This window comes from Kitasatospora sp. NPDC056273, assembly GCF_042268845.1.
GTDB lineage: Bacteria > Actinomycetota > Actinomycetes > Streptomycetales > Streptomycetaceae > Kitasatospora.
In genome coordinates this window covers 71,718-89,076 of the sequence record NZ_JBHJSJ010000035.1, presented here as the reverse complement: position 1 = coordinate 89,076, position 17,359 = coordinate 71,718, and the positions used below count along the sequence as shown (strand labels likewise).

Here is a 17,359-nt window from a genome sequence, read left to right as displayed (position 1 = left end):
CGTTGCCGTTGTGCCCGTTGCGACCGAGCCAGTCGCGGAGCATGTCCCATTCCTTCTGGGCCGCGAACATCGCGTCGCCGCAGCCGGTCTCCTTGCTGGAGGCGCTGCCGGTGCCCCAGGAGTCGCTGGACTTGGAGAAGACCTGGCCGGTGCTGTAGTCGGAACACGACAGGCCGGGCCGGTTCGGGTCGCGCAGCGAGTAGGAGCCGCCGGAGTTGGTGGTGCTGATGGTGACGGGCGCGGGGCCGTTCCACTCGCTGTTGATGGTGCCGGCGCGCACGTCGTCGTAGCTGTCGACGACCTCGCCGGTGGTGGCGTCCACGAAGACGTGCAGGCGGCTGGGGGCGCTGCCCTTGTGGCCGGTGAGGACGGTCTCCCAGGCCAGGCGGCCGGCGCCGTCCTTGACGCGCACGACCAGGCGGCGGGACTCGACGGAGTCGACGGCGGCCAGCTTGGTGCGGGCGGTCTTCTCGGCGTGCTCGGCGCTGACCTGCGGGGCGGTCGAGCCGCCGACGGGGCCGGTGGCGGCGGACTGCAGGGCGCGGACCTTGCCCTGGGCGTCGGCGAGGACGACCGCGTCGCCGCCGACCACGGGCAGGCCGTGGTAGCTGCGCTCGTAGGAGACGGAGTAGAGGCCGCCGAGCCAGGGGGTGACGGTCTTGCGCTCGTAGGTCTCGCCCGGGCCCTTGGCCAGCGCGTCCAGTCCGGCCGCGGCGACGGCGTCGGCGGCGTTGACGGCGGCGGCCAGGGCGCTCGGCGGCGCCGGGGAGGGGGTGGGCGCGGCGGTGGCCGGGCCCGTGGCGGCGGCGATCATGCCGGCCAGCACGGTCAGGGTGGTCGCCGTGGTCAGCAACCTGCCTGCGGTGACTCTGCGTTGCATCGAGGCTCCTCGCATGTGGGGGTCCTCGACCGCGGACGGCAGGGGCTGGTGGCGCGCCGCGCAGCCGTATCCGGGGGACGGCCGTGCGGGCCGTCCGCGCTCGGGTGCCCGAACACTCACACGGCGTCATGCTCGGGTCAATGCCCGGTGCGCGCGGGGCGGTGGGTTGGCGAATTCCGTCAAGCCGGCCGGTCCGGTTCGGCGCCAACCTGGGCTTTTGTCCCAGTGGTTGAGACCACGTCAGGTGACGGGCCATGATCGGACGGCGACCGGTCGGGGAGGGCCGGCGGCGGTGGACCGGACCGGCGAGCGGGCCCCGGGGCCGCCCGGCCGTCGGGCTCCGACGCCTCCCCCGGCGGCACCCCGGAGCGGCCCGGCGCCGCGGGGGCGCGGAGGCGGGCCGGTCGGCGCCGGGGCCGCGGGCACGGCGGCGGGACCAGGAATCCGGTAGCAGGCTGTGACGGGGCGGAAACCCACAGCGCTTGACAGCCCCTCGCCCGGTGGCGCGTACTGGAACGAGGACAAACAGCAGACAGGGCCCTGTGCTCCGGATATCCGTCGGATACCGCGGCCGGTGCGAAAGCGGCGACAGGGCGTGCTGGGATCTCGGTACCCCCTCGCGCCGCCTTCGGCCCGGTGCCCGACGGCGGTTTTCGCGTGCGGGCACCGCGCCGCCGCCGTTCGGACGGTGCGCCCGCGGTGGCGCCGCCGGAGCCCGTGGCCCGTCCGAGGGGCCGCCATGAGACCGACGTCGAGACCGACCGATGTTCGAACGCGGGAGGACGGTACCGGCGATCCGCCCACGGGGCGCCGCCGCACCGTCGCCCTGCCGCGCGTCCTTCACGCGAGCCCTGGCATCCGCCGTCCGACGGGGTGCCGCACGGCGGCTCGTCCACGGAAAGGCGGGCACCATGGTGCTCGATTCGACCACGCTGCACTCGAGCATCGAGGACCCGGTTCTCGACCGGATGAACTTCCTCAACGAGATCACGTCCAGCTACCCGGACGCGGTGTCCTTCGCGCCGGGCCGCCCCTATGACGGCTTCTTCGAGGTCGAGGAGGTCCACACCTACCTGCGCCGGTACGCGGCCTACCTGGAGAGCCGGGGCGCGGGGCCGGCCGAAGTGCGCAGCGGCTTCTACCAGTACGGGCCGGCGGCGGGGCAGATCCGGGAGCTGATCGCCTACTCGCTGCGGCAGGACGAGGGGTTCGAGGTCGCGCCCGAGGCGATCGTGGTGACGGTCGGTGCGCAGGAGGCGATGTTCCTGGTGCTGCGCGCGCTGTTCGCGACGCCCGCGGACGTGCTGCTGCTCGTGACCCCCTGTTATGTCGGGATCATGGGGGCCGCGCGGCTGCTGGACATCCCGGTGGTCGCGGTGCCGGAGCGTGACGGGCGGCTGGTGGTCGCGGACCTGGACGCGGCGGTGCGGGCGCAGCGGGCGGCGGGCCGCCGGCCGCGGGCCGTGTACGTGGTGCCGGACCACGCGAATCCGACCGGGTCGACGCTGGACCTTCCGACGCGTACCGGGCTGCTGGAGCTGGCCGGGCGCCAGGGTCTGCTCGTCCTGGAGGACAGTCCCTACCGGTTGAGCGGCCCGGGGCCGCGGTGCCCGATGCTCAAGGCGCTCGACACGTCGAGGAGCGTGATCCAGCTCGGCACCTATTCCAAGACGGTGTTCCCCGGTGCGCGGGTCGGCTACGTGGTGGCCGACCAGGAGGTGCGCGACGGGCGCGGCGGGATCCGGCTGCTGGCGCGGGACCTGGCGAAGGTGAAGAGCATGGTGACGGTGAACACGTCCTCGCTCAGCCAGGCGGCCGCGGCGGGTGCGCTGCTGGGTTCGGACGGGCGGCTGTCGGTGCTGAACGCGCGGGCGGCCGAGCACTACCGGCGCAGCATGGCCGCGACGCTCGCGCAGTTGGAGCGGTGGCTGCCGGAGCGGCGGCGCCGGGAGCTGGGGGTGGGCTGGAACCGGCCCGACGGCGGTTTCTTCCTCACGCTGCGCACCGGTTTCCGGACCGGTACGGCGGCGCTGGAGCGGTCGGCCCGGGAGTTCGGGGTGATCTGGACGCCGATGGAGTTCTTCCATCCGCACGGCGGGGGCGAGCGGGACATCCGGCTGTCGATCAGCTACCTGACGCCCGGGCAGGTGGTCGAGGGCGTCGAGCGGCTGGTGCGGTTCGTGGAGACGCTCAGTGAGGAGACGCGCGGTGGTGGGGCGCGCGGTGGTGGACGCACGGTGGTGACGTGCCCGGTACCCGGAACGGAGAGTGACGCACCATGACCACGGCCCTGGACCGAGCGCCGGCCGCCACGGTCCCGCGCATCGTGAGCGTGGGCACCGCCGTGCCGCCCGAGCACTACTCCCAGGAGGAGCTGCTGGACCTGTTCGGGATCACCGACCGCCGGGTGCGCTCGGTGTTCCTGCTGGGCTCCATCCGGCAGCGTTCGCTGGTGCTGCCGCCGGCGGCGCCGGACGGCACCAGGCTCCGGGAGAGCCAGGGCGACCTGCTGGACAAGCACAAGGCGTGGGCCGTGAGCATGGGGGCGGACGCGCTGCAGCTGTGCCTCAAGCGGATCGGGGCCGACCTGTCGGAGGTGGCGTACCTGTGCTGCGTGACCTCGACCGGCTTCCTGACGCCGGGGCTGAGCGCGCTGCTGATCCGCGAGCTGGGCATGGACTGGCACACCGCGCGGGCCGACATCGTCGGCATGGGCTGCAACGCCGGGCTCAACGCGCTGGCGGTGGTGGGCAACTGGGCGGCGGCGAACCCGGGCCGGCTGGCCGTGATGGTCTGCTCGGAGGCCTGCTCGGCCGCGTACACGATGGACGCCACGATGCGCACGGCCGTGGTGAACAGCCTGTTCGGCGACGGCGCCGCGGCGGTGGCGGTGGTGGCGGACCCGGTGAACGACGGGCGCCGCCCGGCGGAGGGGGCCGAGGACGAGGAGGCCGAGGAGGAGGGGCCCGGCCGCCGGCTGGAGGGGCCCCGGATCCTGCGGACCGCGAGCGTGACCATCGTCGACGCGATCGACGCGATGCGCTACGACTGGGACCGCGACCAGGGCCGCTTCAGCTTCTTCCTGGACCCTCAGGTCCCCTACCTGGTCGGCGCGCACGTGGAGGGGGTCGTCGACCGGCTGCTGGCGGGCACCTCGCTGCGCCGCGACGACGTCGCGCACTGGCTGGTGCACTCCGGCGGCAAGAAGGTCATCGACGCGGTCGCCGTCAACCTCGGGCTGACCCGGCACGACCTGCGGCACACCATCACCGTGCTGCGCGACTTCGGCAACGTCTCCAGCGGCTCGTTCCTCTTCTCCTACGACCGGCTCCTGAGGGAGGGCGTGGTCCGCGACGGCGACTACGGCGTGCTGATGACCATGGGGCCGGGTTCGACGATCGAGTCCGCGCTCATCCAGTGGTGAACCGACCCAAGGGAGACCGCAATGCCCGTCAACGCCCTGCCCGAGGGCCCCGTGCTGCACGTGGACGGCCGCCGGGAGATCTCGGCCGAGCTGACCGCCGCCCTCGGCGCCCTGTGCGACGAGGCGGAGAGCGCCGGCGCCGACGCCGCGACCCTGTTCCTGTCCGGCGCCCCCGACGGCGAGGCGGTGGCGAAGGCGGGCGACACCGCCGCCGTCACGAAGTGGGAGCGGGCGGTACGGCGCTTCGAGCGGCTGCGGCTGCCCACCCTGGCGGCGGCGAGCGGGGAGTGCGGCGGCGTCGCGCTGGACCTGCTGCTGGCGGCCGACGTCCGGGTGGCGGCCCCGGACCTGCGGCTGCTGCCGTCCTTCCACGGGCAGGCCGTCTGGCCGGGCATGGCCGGCTACCGGCTGGTCCAGCAGCTCGGACCGGCCCGCGCCCGGCGCACCGTGCTCTTCGGGGTGCCGATCACCGCCCGCGAGGCCCTGGAGCGCTGCCTGGTGGACCAGGTGAGCCGGGACCCCGGGCGCACCCTGGCGGCCGCCGCCCGGCTGCTGCGCCGCCTGTCCGGCCCCGAACTCGCGATCCGCCGCCAACTGGCCTTCGACGCCCAGTGGATGAGCTTCGAGGACGCGCTCGGCCCGCACCTGGCCGCCTGCGACCGCGCGCTGCGGCGCACCCGGGCCCCGGACGGGGTGACGGCGTGAACGCGGCCACCGGGCGGGCGCCCGCCGCCGTACGGGAGCGCGCCGCGGACGGGCTCGACCGGGCGGCGCGGCTGCTGCCCCCGTTCCCCGCGCCCGGGCCGCGCACCGGCGAGGAGCGCGAGCGCGCCGAGCGGGAGCTGGACGCCGGCCGCGCGCGGCGCACCGCCTTCCTGGACCGCCACGCCGAGGAGCTCTACGACCGGATCACCGCGGGCCGCACCCTGCGCCCCCGGCTGGACGCCCTGGTGGAGGGCGCCGCCCGCGCCGTACCGAACCTGGTGCCCACCGCGGCGCAGCTGCGTGCGGAGCGGGCCCTGCCGGTGGCCGAGCGCCTCGGCTACGAGGTCGACCTGGGCGTCCTGCTGCGCGGCGTGCTGCGCGGCCCGGCCGCCGGCGGCCACCTGATGGACTCCATGCTGCGGCCCACCGGGCGGGCGCTGGAGCTGCTCGGGGAGTTCCGGGCCACCGGGGTGGTGCGGATGGACAGCACCCGGCTGGAGCGGCGCGCGGGGGTGGCCCGGATCACCATGTGCGCCGGGGACCGCCTCAACGCCGAGGACGAGCAGCAGGTCGACGACATGGAGACCGCGGTCGACCTCGCGCTGCTGGACGAGGGGTGCGAGATCGGGCTGATCCGGGGCGGCGAGATGACCCACCCGCGCTACGCGGGGCGCCGGGTGTTCAGCGCCGGGATCAACCTCAAGCGGCTGCACGCGGGTGAGATCACCCTCGTCGGGTTCCTGCTGCGCCGTGAGCTCGGCTACCTCAGGAAGCTGCTGCTCGGGCTGCGCACGGACGACGCGTCCTGGCGCTACCCGTTCACCGACATGCCGTGGGTGGCCGCGGTGGACGGCTTCGCGATCGGCGGCGGCATGCAGCTGCTGCTCGCGGTGGACCACGTGCTCGCGGCCTCCGACGCCTACCTGAGCCTGCCGGCCGCGCAGGAGGGGATCGTCCCGGGCGCGGCGGACTTCCGGCTGCCCGCGGTGACCGGCCCCCGGCTGGCCCGGCAGATCATCCTCGGCGGCCGGCGGGTGCGCGCGAGCGACCCGGAGGCCCGCACGCTCGTCGACCAGGTCGTCGACCCGGCGGACCTCGACCGGGCCGTCGAGCGGGCCCTGGAGCTGCTGCGCGACCCGGCCGTCACCGCCAACCGCCGCATGGTGAACCTCGCCCTGGAACCGGCGGACGGCTTCCGCGCCTACCTGGCGGAGTTCGCCGTCCAGCAGGCGCTGCGCATCCGCGCGGCGGACGTGCTCGGCAAGGCGGGCCGCTTCACGGCCCGGCCCTCCGGGTGAGAGCGCCGCGCCGCTGCCCTCCCCCGCCGCCCCGGCGGGCGGCACCCGAACAAGCAAGGAGACCGAGATGACCAGCCCCTTCGACGACCCGGACGCCTCCTACCTCGTGCTGGTCAACCCCCTGGGCCAGTACTCGCTGTGGCCCGGGTTCGCGCAGGTGCCCGCCGGGTGGCGGATCGCCCGCGGCCGGGGCTCCCGCGACGAGTGCCTGGCGTACGTCGACCGCGTCTGGACCGACCAGCGCCCGCCGGCCCCGACGGCCGCGGCGCCGGACGGCAGGGAGGTCGTCGCGCCATGACGAGCGGCCCGGGCCCGCTGATCACCATCCGGGCGACCCCCGGCGACGGGACGCAGCCGGCCCGGGGGCAGGTCAGGCCCGGCACCTCCCGGCGGATCCTGCCCTACCTGCGGCCCTACCGGCGGCAGATCGTCGCGCTGCTGACGCTGACCGTGGTCGACGCCCTCATCACCGTCTCCACGCCGCTGCTGTTCAAGGAGCTCATCGACCGCGGCATCGTGCCGCGCGACCGGGCCGTGGTGGCGGGCGCCGCCGTCGCGGTGGCGGTCCTGGCGCTGCTGCAGGCCCTGGTGGGCTTCCTGGTCAGCCGAAGTTCGGCGCGCATCGGCGAGGGGCTGATCTACGACCTGCGCACCGAGGTCTTCCGGCACGTGCAGCGCCAGCCGCTCGCGTTCTTCACCCGCACCCAGACCGGCTCGCTGGTGAGCCGGCTCAACACCGACGTGATGGAGGCCCAGCAGGCGGTGACGGTACTGCTGTCCAACGTGCTCTCCAGCCTGCTGGTGCTCTGCCTGGTGGTCGCCACGATCTTCTACCTGTCCTGGCTGATCGGCCTGGTGGTGCTCGTCACGGTGCCGCTGTTCGTACTGCCGGGCCGGGTCGTCGGGCGGCGGCTGCAGCGCAACCTGCGCACCTCGATGCAGCTGGACGCCGAGCTCGGCTCGCTCATGCAGGAGCGCTTCAACGTGGCCGGCGCGCTGCTGGTCAAGCTCTACGGGCGGCCCGAGCGCGAGGACGGCCGGTTCGCCGGCAACGCGGCCCGGGTGCGGGACGTGCGCGTGGTCACCTCCGTCTACGCGCGGATGCTGCTGGTGACGGTGACGCTGCTGGCCTCGCTGGCCACCGCGGTGGTCTACGGCGTCGGCGGCGAACTGGTGGTCGCCGGGAGCATCCAGATCGGCACCCTGGTGGCCCTGGCCACCCTGCTGGCCCGGCTCTTCGGCCCGATCAACCAGCTCTCCAACCTGCAGTCGAACTACCTGACCGCCCTGGTCTCCTTCGACCGGCTCTTCGAGGTGCTGGACCTGAAGCCGCTGATCGTGGAGCGGCCCGATGCCGTCGCCCTGCCCGTACCGGGCCCTGGCCGGGCCCCGGAGGTCGAGTTCGAGGACGTCTCCTTCCGCTACCCGGCCGCGAAGGAGGTCTCCCTCGCCTCGCTGGAGACGCTGTCGCTGCCGGCCCCGGAGCGCTCCGGCACCGCCCAGGCGCTGCGCGGGGTGAGCTTCCGCGCCCCGGCGGGCCGGCTGACCGCGCTGGTCGGGCCCTCCGGCGCGGGCAAGACCACCGTCAGCCAGCTGGTGGCCCGGCTGTACGAGCCGACCGGGGGCACCGTGCGGATCGGCGGCGTCGACGTGCGCGACCTGTCCCTGGCCTCGCTGCGCGACACCGTCGGCATGGTCACCCAGGACGCCCACCTGTTCCACGACACCATCCGCGCCAACCTGCTCTACGCCAAGCCGGACGCCACCGAGGCGGAGCTCGTCGAGGCCTGCGAGGCCGCGCAGGTCCGGGACGTGGTCGCGGCGTTGCCCGACGGCCTGGACACCGTCGTCGGCGACCGCGGCTACCGCTTCTCCGGCGGCGAGAAGCAGCGCCTGTCGATCGCCCGGCTGCTGCTCAAGAAGCCGTCCGTGGTCGTGCTCGACGAGGCCACCGCGCACCTGGACTCGGAGTCCGAGGCGGCCCTGCAGAAGGCGCTGTGGACGGCCCTGGCCGGCCGCACCGCCCTGGTGATCGCGCACCGGCTGTCCACGATCCGCGAGGCCGACCAGATCCTGGTGCTCCAGGACGGGCGCGTGGTCGAACGCGGCCGGCACGCCGCGCTCGTCGACGCCGGCGGCCTGTACGCGGAGCTCTACCGCACCCAGTTCGCCGACCCGCCCGCGCCGCGCCCCGAAGCCGGGCCGGACCCGGCCGACGGCTACGGCGCCCCGCCCCCGCTGCCGCCCGGCGGCGGCCCCCTGCGCCTGCTGCCGCCGCCCCAGGCGGCGGCCGGCCCCGACCGACCCGAACGGCCCGACCAACCCGAACGGAGAGCACGATGAGCCAGCTGACGGTCGAGGACGTGTGGCCGCTTTCCCCGCTGCAGGAGGGACTGCTGTTCCACGCCTCGTACGACCAGGACGCGCCCCGGGACGTGTACGTGGGGCAGCGGGTCCTCAACCTCGACGGCGAACTGCGGCCCGAGGTGCTCCAGGCCTCCTGGCAGGCGCTGCTGGACCGGCACGCGAGCCTGCGAGCCGGCTTCCGCTCCCGCGCGGCCGGCGACACCGTCCAGGTGATCGCCAAGGGCGTGCGGATCCCGTGGACGTACGCCGACCTCGGCGCACTGGACGAGCGGGAGGCCGACGCCCGCGCCGGCGCCCTGGCCGCGACCGACGCCCGGCGCTTCGACCTCGGCCTGCCCCCGCTGCTGCGGGTGCTGCTGCTGCGCGCCGGCCCCGACCGGTACCGGATGGTGGTGACGATGCACCACATCCTGATGGACGGCTGGTCGCTGCCGATCCTGTTCGACGAGCTGTGGCGGATCTACGACAACGGCGGCGACCCCTCGGTGCTCCCCAAGGTGCCGCCGTACCGCGACTACCTCGCCTGGCTGGGCCGCCGGGACACCGACGCCGCGCGCGCGGCCTGGCGCGCGATGCTGGCCGGCACCGGGGAGCCCACCCTGGTGGGCCCGGCCGACCGCAGCGGCCCGCCGGTGATGCTCCGGCACGTGATCGACCGGATCGGCGACGACCTCACCGACCGGCTGCGGGAGACCGCGCGCGACGCCGGGGTCACCCTCAACCGGGTCTTCCAGGTCGCCTGGGCGCTGCTGGTCGGCAAGCTGTCCGGCCGCCTGGACGTGGTCTTCGGCGCGACCGTCTCCGGCCGCCCCGCCGACGTACCGCAGGCCGACCGGATGGTCGGGCTGTTCATCAACACCGTGCCGGTGCGCGTGCGCCTGGACGCGGCCGTGCCCTTCCGCACCGCCATGGCCGCCCTCCAGGACCAGCAGGCCGCCCTGCTCGACCACCAGCAGCTGAGCCTGCCCGAGATCCAGCGCGCCGGCGGCCCGGGCGCGGTCTTCGACACCCTGATGGTCTTCCAGAACTACCCCCGCGGCCCGATGGCCGCCCCCGCCGCCGACCCGGCCGCGCCCGGCGCGCCGCGGCCCACCGCTCCCCCGCCCCCGGGCGAGGGCCTGGGCGGCAGCGCGCTGCGCAGCGGCGAGCAGGCCGGCGGCCCGCTGGGGCCGGGCCCGGAGCCGCCCGCGCCCGCCGACGGGACGTCGAAGCCGCCGCCGATGCCCGCCTGGGTCTCCCGGCGCGGCCCCGCCGGGGTGCGGGTGGCGGCCGGCGGCGGCGAGGAGGCCGCCCACTACCCGCTGACCGTCGTCGTCACGCCGGCCGACGACACCGAGATCCGGCTGGACTACCGGCCCGACCTGTTCGACGAGCGCACCGCCCGCGGCCTCGTCGACCGGATGACGCTGGTGCTGCGCCAGGTCGCGGCCGACCCGGACGTGCCCCTGGGCCGGCTCGACGTGCTGACCGGCGAGGAGCGGCGGGACCTGGACGGCTCCGGGAACCGGACCCGCCGCGAGCTGCCCGAGGCGACCCTCGCCGAGCTCTTCGAGCGGCAGGTGCGCCGCACCCCCGCCGCGGTGGCCGTGGTCGCCGGGGACACCGAGCTGACCTACGCCGCGCTGGACCGGCGGGCGAACCGCCTGGCGCACCGGCTGGCCGGGCTCGGCGTGGGCCCCGAGACCCTGGTGGGCGTGGTGGCCGAGCGCTCGCCCGAGCTGATCACCGCGCTGCTGGCGGTGGTGAAGGCCGGCGCGGCGTACCTGCCGATGGACGGCCGGCACCCGGCCGGGCGGCTCCGCGCGGTCGCGGCGCAGGCGGGCCCGGCCGTCGTGCTGGTGGACGCGCCCAACGCCGGGCGGGGCCTGGCCGACGCCGGACTGTTCGCCCCCGCCGAGGTGCTGCGCCTGGCGGCGGAGCCCGCCGAGGAGACGGACGCGGACACGGAGGCCGGGGCCTTCCCGCCGGTGCCGGTCCGGCCGGAGAACCTCATGTACGTCATCTACACCTCCGGGTCCACCGGCCTGCCGAAGGGCGTCGCGGTGACCTACGGCAGCGTCCTCGCGTTCTGCCTCGACGAGTGCTGGTCCAGCGGGGCCCTGGAGCGGGTGCTGGTGCAGGCCAACCACGCCTTCGACGCCTCCACCTACGAGATCTGGACGACGCTGCTGCACGGCGGCCGGCTGGTGCTGGTGCCCCCCGGGGACATCGACACCGTCGAACGCGGCCGGCTGATCGCGGCCCAGCAGGTCACCAACGTGCACGCCACGGCCGGGCACTTCCGGGTGCTCGCCGAGCAGGCCCCGCACATCTTCGGCGGCGTGCGCGAGGTCTCCACCGGCGGCGACGTCGTCTCCGCGAACGCCGTACGGACCCTGCTGCGCTCCCACCCCGGCATGGTGGTGCGCACCACCTACGGCCCCACCGAGACCACCGCCTTCACCACCCAGCTGCCCTTCACCGACCCGGACGCGGTGCCCGACACCGTGCCGCTGGGGCGGCCGATGGACAACACCAGGGTGTTCGTCCTGGACGCCTTCCTGCGGCCCGTACCGGTCGGCATGACCGGCGAGCTCTACCTCGCCGGGGCCGGACTGGCCCGCGGCTACCTCGGCCGTCCCTCACTCACCGCGGAGCGCTTCGTGGCCTGCCCCTTCCCCGCCGAGGACGAACCCGAGGGCGCCCGGATGTACCGCACCGGCGACCTGGCGCAGTGGACCCCGGACGGGCAGCTGCTCTTCCTCGGCCGCGCCGACGAACAGCTCAAGATCCGCGGGTTCCGCGTCGAGCCGGCCGAGATCGAGGCCGTGCTCGCCGCGCACCCCGGCGTCGCCCAGGCGCTCGTCGTCGCGGTCGAGGACGAGGACGGCCACAAGCGGCTGGCCGGCTACGCCGTGCCGGCCGGCGGCGACGAGTCCGCCCTCGACCCGGAGGCGCTGCGGGAGCACCTCGCCGGGAAGCTGCCCGAGTACCTGGTCCCGGCCTCGGTGACCGTCCTCGGGGCCCTGCCCGTGACGGCGAACGGCAAGCTCGACCGGGCCGCCCTGCCCCGGCCCGTCTTCGCCGGCCGGTCGGCCGGACGCGAGGCGGCCACCGACGCGGAGGAGCTGCTGTGCCGGCTGTTCGCCGAGGTGCTGAACCTCGAACAGGTCGGCCCGGAGGACGACTTCTTCGTCCTCGGCGGCGACTCGATCACCTCGATGCTGCTGGCCGGGCGGGCCGGCAAGGCCGGCCTGGCGATCTCCCCGCGCCAGGTCTTCGAGCTGTGCACGCCCGCGGAGCTCGCGCGGGTGGCCGGGCCGGTCGACGGGACGGCGGCGCAGCACGCCGAGGACGTCCCCTACGGCCCGGTCCCGCTGACCCCGGTGATGCGCGAGGTCGCGCGGCGGGCGGGCTCGGTGGCCCGGGCGGGCAGCCAGGCGATGCTGCTGACCGCGCCGCCCGGCCTGACCACCGGGCAGCTGGCGGACGCGCTGCAGGCGGTCCTCGACCGGCACGAGGTGCTGCGGGCGCGGCTGGAGGAGGACGAGGAGCAGCTGGTGGTGCCCGAGCCGGGCACGTCCTGGGCGGTCGCCGCGGCGGACCTGGTGAGCCGGGTGGACGCGGCCGGCCTCGACGGGGAGCGGCTGGACGCGCTGGTCGACGAGCAGGCCACCGCCGCCGAGGCCGCGCTCGCGCCGCGCGACGGCGTGATGCTGCGCGCCGTGCTCCTGGAGCGCGGCGCCGGGCGCGGCGGCCTGGTGCTGCTGACGGCCCACCACCTGGTGATCGACGGCGTCTCCTGGCGGGTGCTGGTGCCCGACCTGGCCCTGGCCCACGCGGCCCTGGCCGCCGGCGGCGCGGACGCGGCCGGGACGGCGGTCGCCGCCGAGGCGACGTCGTTCCGCCGCTGGGCGGTCGCCCTGGCGGAGCGGGCCCGGGCGCAGCGGACGGTGGACGAACTGCCGGACTGGCGGCGGGTGGTGGACCGGGTCGAGGACCCGCTCGCCGACCGGCCGCTCGACCCGCGCGTGGACACCGCGGGCGGCGGCCGCTCGCGCGCCGAGCTGACCGTCCCGGCGCGCACCGCGGGGCCGCTGCTGGCGGCCCTGCCCGCCGCCTTCCACGCGGGCGTGGACGACGTGCTGCTGTCCGGTCTGGCCGCGGCGCTCGGCGAGTGGCTGCGCGCCCGGGGCAGGCCGGTGCCGGAGGGCTTCCTGGTCGACCGGGAGGCGCACGGCCGGGTGCCGCTGTCGGAGGACATGGACCTGACGCGCACCCTCGGCTGGTTCACCGCCGTCCACCCGGTGTGGCTGGAGACCGGGCCGATCGACCCGGCCGAGGTCCGGGCGGGCGGGGAGGACGTGGCGCGGCTGATCAAGCGGGTCAAGGAGCAGTTGCGGCAGCGGCCGGGCGACGGTCTGGGGTACGGGCTGCTGAGGTACGCCAACCCGGCCACGCGGGCGGTGCTCGCGCCGTTGGCGGCGCCGCAGATCGGGTTCAACTACCTGGGCCGGTTCGGCGGTTCCGGTGAGGAGGCGGGCTCCGCGGACGCGGACGCCGGGGTGGGCTCCGCGACCGGTGGGCGGCCGTGGACGTCGGCGGGCGAGCACGTGATGCCCGGCGGTGTCGACCCGGCGATGCCGCTGCGGCACGTGCTGGAGATCAACGGCCGGGCGCGGGACCTGCCCGAGGGCCCCGAGCTGTCCTTCGTCCTGGAGTCGCCGGCCGGGCTGCTCGGCGGGGCGGAGCTGGCGGACCTCGCCGAGCGCTGGCGGGCGGTGCTGGAGGGCCTGGTGCGGCACGCCGACGAGGGCTCCGGCGGCCACACCCCGTCGGACTTCTCGCTGATCTCGCTGGGCCAGGAGGACATCGACGAGTTCGAGTCCGCCTTCGGCGGCGGGGACGGCGCGAAGGACGGCGGGAAGGACGGCGGCTGAGGCGGCGGGCAGGGGTCGCGGTCCCGGTGGGCGCGGCCCCTGCCCGGGGGGTCAGCCGTCGCTGCCGATCGGGCAGGTCGCGTCGGGGGCGTGGCCGAGGGGCCAGGCGAGGCCGACCAGGACGGCGTTCTTGATCTTCGGGTCGAGTTCGACGACGGGCACGGCCTTGTTGTAGGCGTTGCCCTGCGGGTCGAGGCAGATCCAGCCGCTCGCGCCGTTGACCCGGTTGCTGCCGTGCATCCGCCTCCAGCCCTCGGTGACGTCGTCCGTCGAGGGCATCGCCACCTTGTCCGTGGTCTGGTTGCGGATGCCGGCGACGGCGGTGGTGACCGAGTCGTAGGTGACGATCACCCGGCCGTCGCGGAGGTCGGCGGGGCCGATCGCGTCGGGCGCCTTGGTGTCGGGGCTCTTCAGCAGGTCGGCCAGCCTCGCCGTGGCGTCCTTGGAGCCGCCGGTGGTCTCGGCGCTGCGCTCCCCGAAGGTGTCGGGGTGGGCGAGGGCCGTGTAGCGGACGGTGATGCCGGCCCCCTTGGTGAGGGAGTCCCACTTGTCGGCGAACTCCTTGTCGACCATCAGGGTGGAGGCGTGCGAGCTGGTGATGACCGTGTAGTGCTTGTCGCACTTCCGGTTGCCCAGGGCGACCAGGAACTGGCGCAGCTGCACGGGGCGGCCGGCGAAGTAGAGGGTCGTGGCGGCGGAGGAGCAGATGTCCGGCACCATCTGGTGGAAGGTGTTGGCGAGGTTGCCCTCCTTGTTGTAGTCGAGCGGCGACTGGAAGGTCTCCGGAGCGTTGGGCGCGCCCTTGGCGAGCGTCTTGAAGGTCGTCCGCAGGGTGGTGAGGAAGTTGTCGCCCGGCCGGGTGTCCTCGATCACCAGGGCCTCCTCGGGCTTGAGGGTCGCCCCGTACGAGGCGAGGGCGGCGGCCTGGTCGGCGGTGCCGGGGACGATGCGCGCCAGTCCCGGGTAGGAGCGGTCGGTGGCGGTGTTCTTGATGTCGTCCGAGGTCATGGGGCCGGCGACGACCGGGATGCCCTTGTTCGCGGTGAGGTAGCGGACGGCGTCCTGGGTCCGGTCGCTGCTGAGGTTGATGCCCGCGACGGCCCGGAGGTTCTGCTTGCCGTCGGCCTTGGCCCGGGCCAGCTGGTCGGCGACGGCGAGCCACTCCTTGTACTCGCGACCGGGGTTGGCCAGCACCAGCCGGATCAGGGGCTGGGTCTTCTCCTTGTTCGCGTCGTCGTTGGCCCAGTGCTGGGCCAGGTAGGCGCCCTGCACCTGTTCGACCAGCTCGCGCCGTTCGGCGGGGGCGTCGGAGGTCATCGGGATCATCAGCGCGACGGTGGCGTGCGGTTGGCCGGCCACGCGGTCGTTCTCGGCCTTGATGCGCTCGGTGACCTGCCGCAGCTCCTCGCTGAAGACGTAGGCGCCGTCGGTGACGCCGACGCACTCGTGCTGCTCGCCGCGCTTCTCCACGCCGGGGGCGCAGGACGGGTCGTCGGCCAGTCCGTACTCGTATCCCAGGTAGCCGCCGGTGGCCAGGACGGCGACGGCCAGGGCGGTCACCAGCGCGCGGTTCAGGGGACCGGCGGGCAGCAGCCTCATCGTGGGGACTCTCCTCGGATCGGGAGGTGGGGGGCCTGGATCCAGCGCCGCAGGAGCTGCGGCCAGGTGTCGTACGCCCGGAAGAACACCGTCTGGTCGGCGGGCCCGCTGTGCTGGGCCAGGGTGAGCAGCTGCAACTGGACGCTGTCGATCAGCCGCTGGTCGGGTGGGGCGAGCGGGTGCGACTGCTGCCACAGGCCGCGGACGAGCAGGTCGATCGCCTGGTGCACGGGGGCGCGGGTGCTCCCGCAGGCCGGGCAGTCCTCGGGGCGTGCGGTGGCGGGGGCGAGGTTCCGGGGCGGGTGGGGCGCGGCGCAGACCAGGTTGAGGGCGGCGAGCCAGGTGGCCGCGTCCTGTCGGGCCAGGCGCTGGTGGAGGGCGCGCACGACGGTGCCGGTGTCGAGGACCGCGAGCGCGTGGTGCAGGAAGCGGTCGTCGGGCTGGCCGCCGGCGGTCCGCGGGGCGTAGCGGTCGCGGAGGGTCTCGTGGATGTCGTGCCACGGCTCGGCCCCGGGGGTGGCGTCGAGCCGGGCGGCCAGCTGGTGGCCGAGCAGGGCGCGCAGGGCGGGGTCGCCGACGAAGGGTGCTCCGGTGCCCGGCCACGGGCGGGTGCCCCAGCGGTCGCGCTCCAGCAGCCGGATGGTCTCCTGGACGCGCAGGGCCCCGTCGTCGCCGGGCGGGTAGGCGGAGCCGAGCCCGTGGGCGGCCTCGTAGTCGAGGGCCGGGGAGAAGTAGGCGAGGCGGGTGCGGGCGGTGTCGTCGGGGACGAGGAGGCGCAGCAGCCGCTCGTGCACCGGGGTGTCCGGTTCGTCGTCGGCGGGCAGGTCGAGCAGGGCGCGGGGGCCGGTGTCCGTCCCAAGACGCACCGCCCGCCGGCCGGCCTGGACCAGGCCGTGGGCGATGCCCGCCCGTCCCGCGCTGAGACGGTGGATCAGCTGGGCGGTGTCGGGCGCGGGGTGGTCGGTGCCGAACATCCGCTTGACCTCGTCGAGGGTCAGCTGGGCCAGCGGCAGCCGCACGGTCCAGCCGTCCGCGGTCTGCGGCCGGTCCGCCCGCCAGAACGGGCCGGCGGCGTTGCGCGTCGACGGGGCGGTGCTCTCCGGGTCGGGGACGGCCGGTTCCCGGTCCAGGGCGGTGACGACCACGCCGGGCCGGGTCCGGACGCTCTCCTCGTGCCACACCCGGGTCAGCGTCTCCAGGACCGGCCGGCCCAGCGGGGTGTGGGCGTTGTCGAGGAGCAGCAGCGGGCGCGGCAGCCGGTTCTTCAGCCGCGCCCAGGTGTAGTGGTCGTCGATGTCGGCCAGGAGGGCGGCCAGCAGGTGCCGTTCGGCGGACTCGCGGTCCTGTGCGCCGCCGCGGAAGGCGCGGGCCAGCTCGGACAGCTGGACGTTCGCCTCGCCCTGGGCGCTGACCCGCCGTTCGGCCCACCAGCGCAGGCCGTTCCTGTTGGCGCGGGCGCCGAGCAGTTCGGTGGCGACGACGTCGGCGAGCGAGGCGACGAGCTCGTTCACCCCGGGGCCGAGCCCGGCCGCGGCGCCGAGGTTCGGGGCGACCTGTCTGATCCAGCCCGCCACCTTGTTCCGGCGGGCCTGGGCGTCGGGCTGGCTCTCGCGCAGCAGGCTCTCCAGGCGCCGGCCGGCGGCCTCCAGTTCGCCGAGCCCGACGGCCTGCCAGCTGGTGATCGCGAGCAGGCCCTGGGTGAGCCGGGGGAAGGACAGGCCCCCGCCGAACCGGTTCGCCCGCCGGCTCAGCTCGTAGCGCACGTGGAAGAGCAGGTCCGAGGTGTGGGAGGCGTTGCTCAGCCGGGGCGCCTCGTTCTCGGCGGGCAGGGCGAGGCCGGGGCGGCCGAAGTCCGCGCGCCCGAGGTCCGCGTACGCCTGGGGCAGGCGCTCGGCGTACCGCTCCTCCAGGGCCTTGAGGAGGGTGGTCTTGCCGGTGAGCCGCCCGCCGGCGCACTCGACCAGCAGGGGGGTGCCGGGCGGGATGCGCAGCCGGGTGCCGTTGCCCGGCTCGGGCCCCGTCAGTTCGAGGCCGACCAGCGCGGGAACGACGGCCTCGAACACGGCCATGCGTCCGTCCAGAAGCACGCGACCCCCCAGTCGTCCGGCGCGGCGGGAGTGCGCCGCGCCGGATGGAGAATAGGCGAGCCGGTCGGTGCGTCACAGGT

At 75.3% G+C, this 17,359-nt stretch carries 9 protein-coding genes and 1 pseudogene; 7 read left to right on the top strand and 3 right to left on the bottom strand.

Annotated elements, in window-relative coordinates; genetic code table 11:
* Positions 1-880 (bottom strand): annotated as a pseudogene (locus tag ACFCY1_RS27175) (peptidase M28); the annotation flags it as partial.
* Between the two features lie 911 nt (positions 881-1,791).
* Here ACFCY1_RS27175 and ACFCY1_RS27170 point away from each other — a divergent pair.
* The 7 genes from ACFCY1_RS27170 to ACFCY1_RS27140 all read left to right on the top strand — a co-directional run bounded on the left by ACFCY1_RS27170 (position 1,792) and on the right by ACFCY1_RS27140 (position 13,593).
* Positions 1,792-3,162, top strand: coding sequence for a PLP-dependent aminotransferase family protein (locus tag ACFCY1_RS27170; RefSeq protein ID WP_063780398.1), 1,371 nt, complete (start codon positions 1,792-1,794; stop codon positions 3,160-3,162).
* The gene (dpgA, locus tag ACFCY1_RS27165; protein WP_074005401.1) at positions 3,159-4,304 is read left to right on the top strand and encodes a 3,5-dihydroxyphenylacetyl-CoA synthase DpgA; all 1,146 of its coding nucleotides are present in this window, start codon (positions 3,159-3,161) and stop codon (positions 4,302-4,304) included. Before ACFCY1_RS27170 ends, dpgA begins: the two co-directional genes overlap by 4 nt.
* A gap of 21 nt (positions 4,305-4,325) precedes the next feature.
* A complete protein-coding gene (dpgB, locus tag ACFCY1_RS27160) occupies positions 4,326-5,009 on the top strand; it encodes an enoyl-CoA-hydratase DpgB (protein WP_049659703.1) in 684 nt (227 codons plus the stop codon).
* Complete coding sequence (gene dpgC, locus ACFCY1_RS27155; RefSeq protein ID WP_375876358.1) at positions 5,006-6,307, top strand: (3,5-dihydroxyphenyl)acetyl-CoA 1,2-dioxygenase DpgC; 1,302 nt, start codon at positions 5,006-5,008, stop codon at positions 6,305-6,307. The genes dpgB and dpgC overlap by 4 nt, the downstream gene beginning before the upstream one ends.
* A 67-nt stretch (positions 6,308-6,374) precedes the next feature.
* On the top strand, positions 6,375-6,605 hold the full coding sequence (locus tag ACFCY1_RS27150; RefSeq protein ID WP_074005399.1) for an MbtH family protein: 231 nt from the start codon (positions 6,375-6,377) through the stop codon (positions 6,603-6,605).
* Positions 6,602-8,650: an ABC transporter ATP-binding protein gene (locus tag ACFCY1_RS27145; RefSeq protein WP_074005398.1), complete on the top strand. Its 2,049-nt coding sequence runs from the start codon at positions 6,602-6,604 to the stop codon at positions 8,648-8,650. The genes ACFCY1_RS27150 and ACFCY1_RS27145 overlap by 4 nt, the downstream gene beginning before the upstream one ends.
* Entirely contained in the window at positions 8,647-13,593 is a 4,947-nt protein-coding gene (locus tag ACFCY1_RS27140; protein ID WP_375876357.1) for an amino acid adenylation domain-containing protein, read from the top strand. Before ACFCY1_RS27145 ends, ACFCY1_RS27140 begins: the two co-directional genes overlap by 4 nt.
* 51 nt (positions 13,594-13,644) lie before the next feature.
* Here the strand turns inward: ACFCY1_RS27140 and ACFCY1_RS27135 are convergent, their stop codons facing one another.
* Both ACFCY1_RS27135 and ACFCY1_RS27130 read right to left on the bottom strand, forming a co-directional pair.
* Positions 13,645-15,192 carry a hypothetical protein gene (locus ACFCY1_RS27135; protein ID WP_375876356.1) on the bottom strand — a complete coding sequence of 516 codons (1,548 nt, stop codon included), beginning with the start codon at positions 15,190-15,192 and terminating at the stop codon, positions 13,645-13,647.
* Complete coding sequence (locus ACFCY1_RS27130) at positions 15,189-17,261, bottom strand: hypothetical protein (protein ID WP_375876355.1); 2,073 nt, start codon at positions 17,259-17,261, stop codon at positions 15,189-15,191. Before ACFCY1_RS27130 ends, ACFCY1_RS27135 begins: the two co-directional genes overlap by 4 nt.
* Between the last annotated feature and the right edge of the window lie 98 nt (positions 17,262-17,359).